This is a genomic window from Kitasatospora sp. NPDC048540 (assembly GCF_040651175.1).
Lineage (GTDB): Bacteria > Actinomycetota > Actinomycetes > Streptomycetales > Streptomycetaceae > Kitasatospora.
Genome location: NZ_JBEZIR010000216.1, coordinates 1 through 7,350, shown reverse-complemented (window position 1 = coordinate 7,350; position 7,350 = coordinate 1). Strand labels below are relative to the sequence as shown.

Sequence of the window (7,350 nt, the reverse complement as noted above, 5' to 3'; positions counted from 1 at the left end):
TTCCCCCGCCCGGGGGGTCCTATCACAACTCAGCCCCGGCGGCGGCGCCCTCCACCCACATCCCTCGCCGTGGCCCGCCGGGGGGGGCCGGGGGGGCGGGGTCAGCGCACCAGGCCCGCAGGCGCCCCGGTCCGGCTCAGGAGGCCGGTACGAGCTCCAGCGCGGCCCGCAGCCGGCGCAGCGTCTCGGGGCGGCCGAGCAGCTCCATCGACTCGAAGAGCGGCGGCGAGATCCGCCGGCCGGTGACGGCCACCCGCAGCGGGGTGAAGGCGAACTTGGGCTTGATGCCGAGGCCGTCCACCAGCGCCTCGCGCAGCACGGCCTGGATCGGCTCCGGGGTGAAGTCCCCGAGCGCCTCCAGCGCCTCGATGCTGGCCTCCAGCACCGGGCGGGCGTCCGCGGTCAGCACCTTGGCCGCGTCGTCCGGGTCGACCGCGAAGGCGGCCGGGTCCACGAACAGGAAGCCGGCCATCGGCACGATCTCGCTCAGCACGACCATCCGCTCCTGGGTGAGCGGCGCCACCGCGGCCAGCAGCTCCAGCTGCTCGGCGGTCGGCTCGGCCGGCAGCAGCCCGGGGGCCTGGAGGTACGGCACCAGGCGGCGGACGAACTCCTCGGGCGCGAGCTCGCGCACGTGCCGGGCGTTGATCGCCTCGCACTTCTTGAGGTCGAAGCGGGCCGGGTTGGCGTTCACGTCCGCGATGTCGAAGGCGGCGACCAGCTGGTCCATCGAGAAGTGGTCGTCGTCGGCGGAGAGCGACCAGCCGAGCAGCGCGAGGTAGTTGAGCAGGCCCTCGGGCAGGAAGCCGCGCTCGCGGTAGAGGTTGAGCGAGGCCTGCGGGTCGCGCTTGGAGAGCTTCTTGTTGCCCTCGCCCATCACGTACGGCAGGTGGCCGAAGCGCGGGGTGGTGCCGTTGCCGACGCCGATCTCGGCGAGGGCCGCGTAGAGGGCGATCTGACGCGGGGTGGAGGACAGCAGGTCCTCGCCGCGCAGCACGTGGGTGATCTCCATCAGCGCGTCGTCGACCGGGTTGACCAGGGTGTACAGCGGCGCGCCGTTGGCCCGCACGATGCCGTAGTCCGGGACGTCCTTCGGGTCGAAGCTGACCGGGCCGCGGACCAGGTCGTCGAAGGTGAGGGGGTGGTCGGGCATCTTGAACCGGACGATCGGCTGCCGGCCCTCCTGCCGGTAGACCTCGACCTGGTCGGCGGTCAGCGCCCGGCAGTGGCCGTCGTAGCCGCTCGGCTTCCCGGCGGCGCGGGCGGCCTCGCGGCGGGCGTCCAGCTCCTCGGTGGAGCAGTAGCAGTCGTACGCGTGGCCGGCCGCCTTGAGCCGGGCCGCGACGTCCGCGTAGATCTCCATCCGCTGCGACTGGCGGTACGGCGCGTGCGGGCCGCCGATCTCGGGGCCCTCGTCCCAGTCGAAGCCGAGCCAGCGCATCGCGTCCAGCAGCTGGTTGTAGGAGTCCTCGGAGTCGCGGGCCGCGTCGGTGTCCTCGATCCGGAAGACCAGCGTGCCGCCGTGGTGGCGGGCGAAGGCCCAGTTGAACAGGGCGGTGCGGACCAGGCCGACGTGCGGGTTGCCGGTCGGGGAGGGACAGAAGCGGACCCGGACGGCCGGGTCCAGCTCGGAGTTAGCCACGCTTACAGCCTCAATCACGGGAGACGACCTTGTTGGCGAGAGTGCCGATACCTTCGATGGTGACGGCGACCTCGTCGCCGACGCCGATGGGGCCGACACCCGCGGGGGTGCCGGTGAGGATGACGTCGCCCGGGAGCAGGGTCATCGCTTCGGAGATGTGGGCGATCAGCTCGGCGACCGGACGGACCATCAGGGAGGTCCGGCCCGCCTGGCGGAGTTCGCCGTTGACCGTGCAGGTGACCGCCAGGTCGGCGGGGTCCAGGTCGGTCTCGATCCACGGGCCGAGCGGGCAGGCGGTGTCGAAGCCCTTGGCCCGGGCCCACTGGCCCTCGCGCTGCTGCACGTCGCGGGCGGTCACGTCGTTGGCGCAGGTGTAGCCGAGGATCACCTCGGGCACCCGGTCGACGGGCACCTCGCGGCACATCCGGCCGATCACCACGGCCAGCTCGGCCTCGTGCTGGACGTCCGAGGAGAACGGTGGGTACGCGATGGCCTCGGTCGGGCCGATCACCGAGGTGGAGGGCTTGAAGAAGGTCAGCGGCACCGCCGGGACCTCGTTGCCCAGCTCCGCCGCGTGCGCCGCGTAGTTGCGGCCGACCGCGACGATCTTGCTGGGGAGCATCGGGGCCAGCAGGCGGACGTCCTTGTGGCGGTAGCTCTCGCCGGTCGGCTGGGGCGTCCCGAACGGGTGCCCGGCCAGTGCGTGCAGCACCAGCGAGTCGGGGTCCGAGGGATCGCCCTCGACGACGCCGAAGGAGACGCTGCCGGCGGCAGGGCTTCCCTCCCGGACGGAGAACCTGGCAATGCGCACTGCCCAGCAACCTCTCGGTTCGTCGGCCGCCGGGGCGCCCGGACGCTGGCGGGGCCCGCGGATCGGGGCCCTGCTCGATCATCCCCAGGCTATCGCGTGGCCCGTCGGCCGCCGCCGCACGGCGGGGCCGCCCGCAACGGTCGGCGGCCGGACCGCGGGCGCACGGCGGCCGGCCCGCGCCCGGACGGCGAAGGGGCGCCGACCGCGGTGTGCGGTCGGTGCCCCTTCGTCGGTGCCCCTTCGTCGGTGCCCCGTGCCGGTGCTCGGCGCCGGTGCCCGGTCGGCGTCAGGTCAGTCCATCAGTCCAGCGGCGTGCGCGGGGCCGGGGCCACCATCAGCACGGTGCGGCGCGGGTTGGCGGTGCTGCCCGGCAGCTCGGTGGAGTACTCGCGGGGCGCCTGCGCGGTGAAGCCGGGCAGCTGGCCGAAGTCCTCGACGGAGGCCAGGGTCGTCCTACGCGGGTTGGCCGTGGGCCGGATGTTGAGCGTGGACTTCGGAGCCTTCTTCGTCGGCTCGGACATGGCGTCACACCTTGGGTTCGTTGATCGGTCCGTGACGGCGGCCGCCCCGGCACGGGCCGGGACTTTTGGACGCGCCTCGGGATGGGCAGGCTGAAAAAGCGGCGGCGCACACCGGTGCGCCCGCCGCCGCCAGGCTAAGGATCTCTTGTCACAACCGCCGTGACCAAAGCTACACATAGCGATGTGACTTTGCTCACATTTACCGGGAAAATTACCGCGATCCCGGTTAATTCCGGCGAGAAGAATCAGCCGACATAGGGGATATCTCGGACATTTTGGGACCTCCGGCGCGCGGGGGAATCCGCAGCCCACTTGGCATGCATCCGGCAAGTGTCCGAAAAGGGCCGTATTCCGGCACCCCTACCGCACAGTCCGTGAAGCGGCGCACGCACTGGGTAGCCCAGGACACCGACGGGTAACGCCCCTTGTTGGACTTCCCCGCCTGTGCTGGAATGCCACGGAAAAACTCGACACCGCCCTATCCCGCCACCGGCGGGAGGGGCGCCCGGTCCAGAGGTTGCGACGCCAGTGCAGGGACGTTTCAAGAGGGGCAGCGGCGCCGCGGGTGACCCGGAGCAGCGCGAGCCCATGTCAGGCTCCCACCAGGCAGCACCGATGACCGGCGCTGCCGCCGATCGGTTGACTTCCGGCGGCTCCGAGCCAGAACCCGGCGACAACGGCAGCGGCGCGGACAGCGCCGAGCACGCCGACAAACAGAGCCGCCGATCCCGGCTGCGCGGAACGCTGAACCGCCGCCGGGCCACCGGCATCAGCCGGTTCGCGATGCGCAACTGGCGGATCCGGACGCGTCTGATCGCCCTGCTGCTGCTGCCCGTGATGGTCGCGCTCGTACTGGGCGGCCTGCGGGTGCAGACCTCGCTGGAGAACTCCCGCCAGCTGGCCCAGATGAAGGACCTCGCGGACCTCGCCCGCAAGGCCACCAACCTGGCCAACGCGCTGCAGACCGAGCGTGACATCAGCGCCGGTCCGCTCACCGCCCGCCAGGACGCCACCGACCCCGAGGTGGTCGAGGCCCGCAAGAACAGCGACGCGCTGAGCAAGGCGTTCAACGCCAGCGCCGACAAGTTCGACGAGCTCGACCTCGCCGGTGGCAAGACGCTGCTGCTGCAGGTCCGCAAGGACCTCAACCAGCTGACCGCGGCGCGGACCAACGCGTACCGCAACAACGACAACATCCAGGCGACCATCACCAGCTACGACGTGATGATCAAGGACCTGATCGACATCATCCAGGACCTTGCGATCACCTCGAACAGCACCGAGCTGATCAAGACCACCCGTGCGCTGCGCCAGTTCTCGCTGGCCAAGGAGGCCACCTCCATGCAGCGCGCGCTGATCAGCGCCGCGCTCGCCCGGCCCGGCCAGCCGGACCTGATCGCCTCGGACGAGACCTTCGGCATCCGCCTGCAGGGCAACGAGGACAACGCGCTCGCCAACTTCACCGCCATCTACGGCGAGGGCGAGGCCCGGGCCAAGCGGGCCCAGATGAGCTACAACCAGCTGATCGCGGACTCCGACCGGTTCACCAAGGCCGTGCTCAACCCGAACGGCATCCAGCAGGCCGAGAGCCGCAGCTACAAGGACTGGTACGACGCCGCCTCGGCGAAGATCACCGCCGAGCGCAACATCGAGACCTCCCTGGTCGACGACCTCGACGGCAAGGCCCAGGCGCTGCAGTCCGACGCCGACACCGAGGCCCTGATCAACGCCGCGCTGGTCGCGATCGTCCTCATCGTCGCCATCGCCGGCGCGGCCCTGATGGCCCGCTCGATGGTGCGCTCGCTGACCCGGCTGCAGACCGCGGCCGAGGACGTCGCCGAGCGGCGACTGCCCGAGCTGGTCAAGACCCTGTCCGAGAGCGACCCGCAGGACGTCGACGTCACCGTCGAGCCCGTCGGCGTCGACTCCGCGGACGAGATCGGCCACGTGGCCCACGCGTTCGACATGGTGCACCGCGAGGCGGTCCGCCTCGCCGCCGAGCAGGCGCTGCTGCGAGGCAACATCAACGCGATGTTCACCAACCTCTCGCGCCGCAGCCAGGGCCTCATCCAGCGCCAGCTGTCGCTGATCTCCGAGCTGGAGAGCCGCGAGGCCGACCCGGACCAGCTGGCCAGCCTCTTCAAGCTGGACCACCTCGCGACCCGTATGCGCCGTAACGGCGAGAACCTCCTCGTCCTCGCGGGCGAGGACCCGGGCCGCCGCTGGACCCGCCCGGTCCCGCTGGTCGACGTGCTCCGCGCCGCCGCCTCCGAGGTGGAGCAGTACGAGCGCATCGAGCTCGCCGCCGTTCCGTCCACCGAGGTCGCCGGCCGCGTCGTCAACGACCTCGTCCACCTGCTCGCCGAGCTGCTGGAGAACGCCACCTCGTTCTCCTCCCCGCAGACCCGGGTCCGGGTCACCGGCCACGCCCTGCCCGACGGCCGGGTGCTGGTCGAGATCCACGACACCGGCATCGGCCTGTCCCCCGACGACCTCGCGGACATCAACGAGCGCCTCGCCAGCCCGCCGGTGGTGGACGTCTCGGTGTCCCGCCGGATGGGTCTGTTCGTGGTCGGCCGCCTGTCCCTGCGACACGGCATCCGGATCCAGCTGCGTCCGAGCGACTCCGGCGGCACCACCGCGCTGGTCATGCTCCCGGTCGACGTCACCAACTCCGCCGACCGCCGGGGCGGCCGTCCCGGCGGCCCGGGCGGCAAGCAGCAGCGCGGTGTCGCCCCGACCCCGCGCCAGCAGGGCCGGGCCGGTGCGGCCGACGCGCTCTCCGGCCGCCAGGCGGCCGCGCTGGGCCAGGGCCCGGGTGCCGGTGGCGCCGGGCGTCCGCAGCTCGGCGCGCTGCCGGCCGGCGGCCCGCAGGGCGGTGGCCAGAACGGTCCGCAGGGCGGCCAGCCCTCGGGCGGCCCCGGCGGCCGCGCCGGCGGCCTGCCGACCCGTGAGGTCGGCCAGTCTCTGCAGGGCGGCCAGCCGCAGCAGGGCGGCGCGCCCCAGCGCAACGCCCCGCAGGGCAGTGCCCCCCAGGGCAACCAGCCGCAGGGCAACCAGTCTCAGGGCAACCGCAGCGACGGCCTGCCGCCGCGCCGGGTGCCCGGCGCCTCCGGTGCCCCGGGCGCGCCCGCCAACGGTGGCGGCGCCCCCGGCGGTATGCCGCGCCGCCAGCCGCAGCAGCCCCCGCAGCCGCAGGACGGGCAGGCCGCCCGCCGGCCCGCGCCCGAGCGTCCGCAGCCGCGCGGCGCCGAACTGCCCGAGAACCCGGGCCTGTTCGGTGAGCGTCCGCAGCACGGCCGGGCCGACCAGGCCCAGGCCGGCGGCCCCGCCGCCCGCGGCGGCCTGGCTCCGCGCCGCCCGCAAGGCCCCCAGGGCCAGCCGGCCCCGCAGGGCCGTCCGCAGCAGCAGCCGCAGCAGCTGCCGCAGGCCTCCGCCGAGAGCGCGGCCGAGTCCACCGCGCAGTTCGCCCGTCCCCGGTTCGAGGCCAGCGACATCGACCCGCGTGACCCGCTGGGTCTCGGTCTGGTCGAGCCGGTGCTTCCCAACGTCCCCGGACCGGCCGGCCAGCCGCAGCAGGACCAGGCCCAGCAGGCGTACCAGCAGCCGGGCCAGGCCCCGGCCGCGCAGCGCCAGGCCGCCGAGCGCCCGCAGCCGATGGCCCTGCCGACCGGCCCGGGCCCCGAGGACACCCAGTGGGTCCGTCAGCAGGCCGGCGAGCGCCCGCAGGCCTACCAGCCGCAGCGCCCGGGCACCTCGGCCCCCGGTATCGCCCCGCAGGGCAACCCGCAGCAGGGTCACCCGCAGCAGGGCCGTCCGGCCCCGCAGCGCCAGGCGCCGCAGCAGCCGCAGGGCCAGGCCCGGCCGCAGCAGCAGGCGCCGCAGCAGCCGGAGGCCCTGTGGCGCCCGTCGGCCAACGACGAGCGCTGGCGGCGGGCCGAGCAGCTGCGCGAGCCCTCGACGGGTGGTCTCACCACCTCCGGGCTCCCGCGCCGCACCCCGCAGGCGAACCTGGTGTCCGGCACGGCGGAGTCCGCCCCGCTGACCGGTCCGCAGGTCTCCCGCAGCCCCGAGGAGGTGCGCGGCCGGCTGACCAACCTGCGCCGCGGCATCCAGCAGGGCCGGCAGGCGGGCACCGGTCCGGCGGCCGGCCAGGCCCCGGGCGCCGCCCAGGGCCAGGGCCAGCAGGGATTCGACGGCTTCGGCGGCGCCGCACGCGGCAACCGTCCCGGTCATGACGGGCAGCGCAACGCCGATGGCACCTATGGCTTCGGCCCCGAGCACCAGGAGCGTTGAGTTGAGTCAGATGAGCCAGGCCGCACAGAACCTGAACTGGCTGATCACCAATTTCGTGGACAACACCCCCGGGGTGTCGC

At 73.4% G+C, this 7,350-nt stretch carries 4 protein-coding genes and 1 pseudogene; 2 read left to right on the top strand and 3 right to left on the bottom strand.

Annotated elements, in window-relative coordinates:
• Window positions 1-136 precede the first annotated feature (136 nt).
• The 3 genes from gltX to AB0D08_RS39605 all read right to left on the bottom strand — a co-directional run bounded on the left by gltX (window position 137) and on the right by AB0D08_RS39605 (window position 2,974).
• Window positions 137-1,642, bottom strand: coding sequence for a glutamate--tRNA ligase (gene gltX / locus AB0D08_RS39615; RefSeq protein ID WP_359895194.1), 1,506 nt, complete (start codon window positions 1,640-1,642; stop codon window positions 137-139).
• 10 nt (window positions 1,643-1,652) lie between these two features.
• On the bottom strand, window positions 1,653-2,453 hold the full coding sequence (locus AB0D08_RS39610) for a fumarylacetoacetate hydrolase family protein (RefSeq protein ID WP_033823064.1): 801 nt from the start codon (window positions 2,451-2,453) through the stop codon (window positions 1,653-1,655).
• A gap of 299 nt (window positions 2,454-2,752) precedes the next feature.
• Window positions 2,753-2,974: a hypothetical protein gene (locus AB0D08_RS39605; protein WP_033823063.1), complete on the bottom strand. Its 222-nt coding sequence runs from the start codon at window positions 2,972-2,974 to the stop codon at window positions 2,753-2,755.
• Window positions 2,975-3,589: 615 nt separating this feature from the next.
• Between AB0D08_RS39605 and AB0D08_RS39600 the strand changes: the two genes are divergently transcribed.
• Window positions 3,590-7,270, top strand: coding sequence for a nitrate- and nitrite sensing domain-containing protein (locus AB0D08_RS39600; protein ID WP_359895191.1), 3,681 nt, complete (start codon window positions 3,590-3,592; stop codon window positions 7,268-7,270).
• A gap of 10 nt (window positions 7,271-7,280) precedes the next feature.
• A pseudogene (locus AB0D08_RS39595) lies at window positions 7,281-7,350 on the top strand (roadblock/LC7 domain-containing protein); the annotation flags it as partial.

What these genes read in the sequence shown, in the direction of transcription:
- AB0D08_RS39605 (WP_033823063.1), bottom strand. Translation starts at nt 2,974, where the DNA reads ATGTCCGAGCCGACGAAGAAGGCTCCGAAGTCCACGCTCAACATCCGG.
- AB0D08_RS39600 (WP_359895191.1), top strand. Translation starts at nt 3,590, where the DNA reads ATGACCGGCGCTGCCGCCGATCGGTTGACTTCCGGCGGCTCCGAGCCA.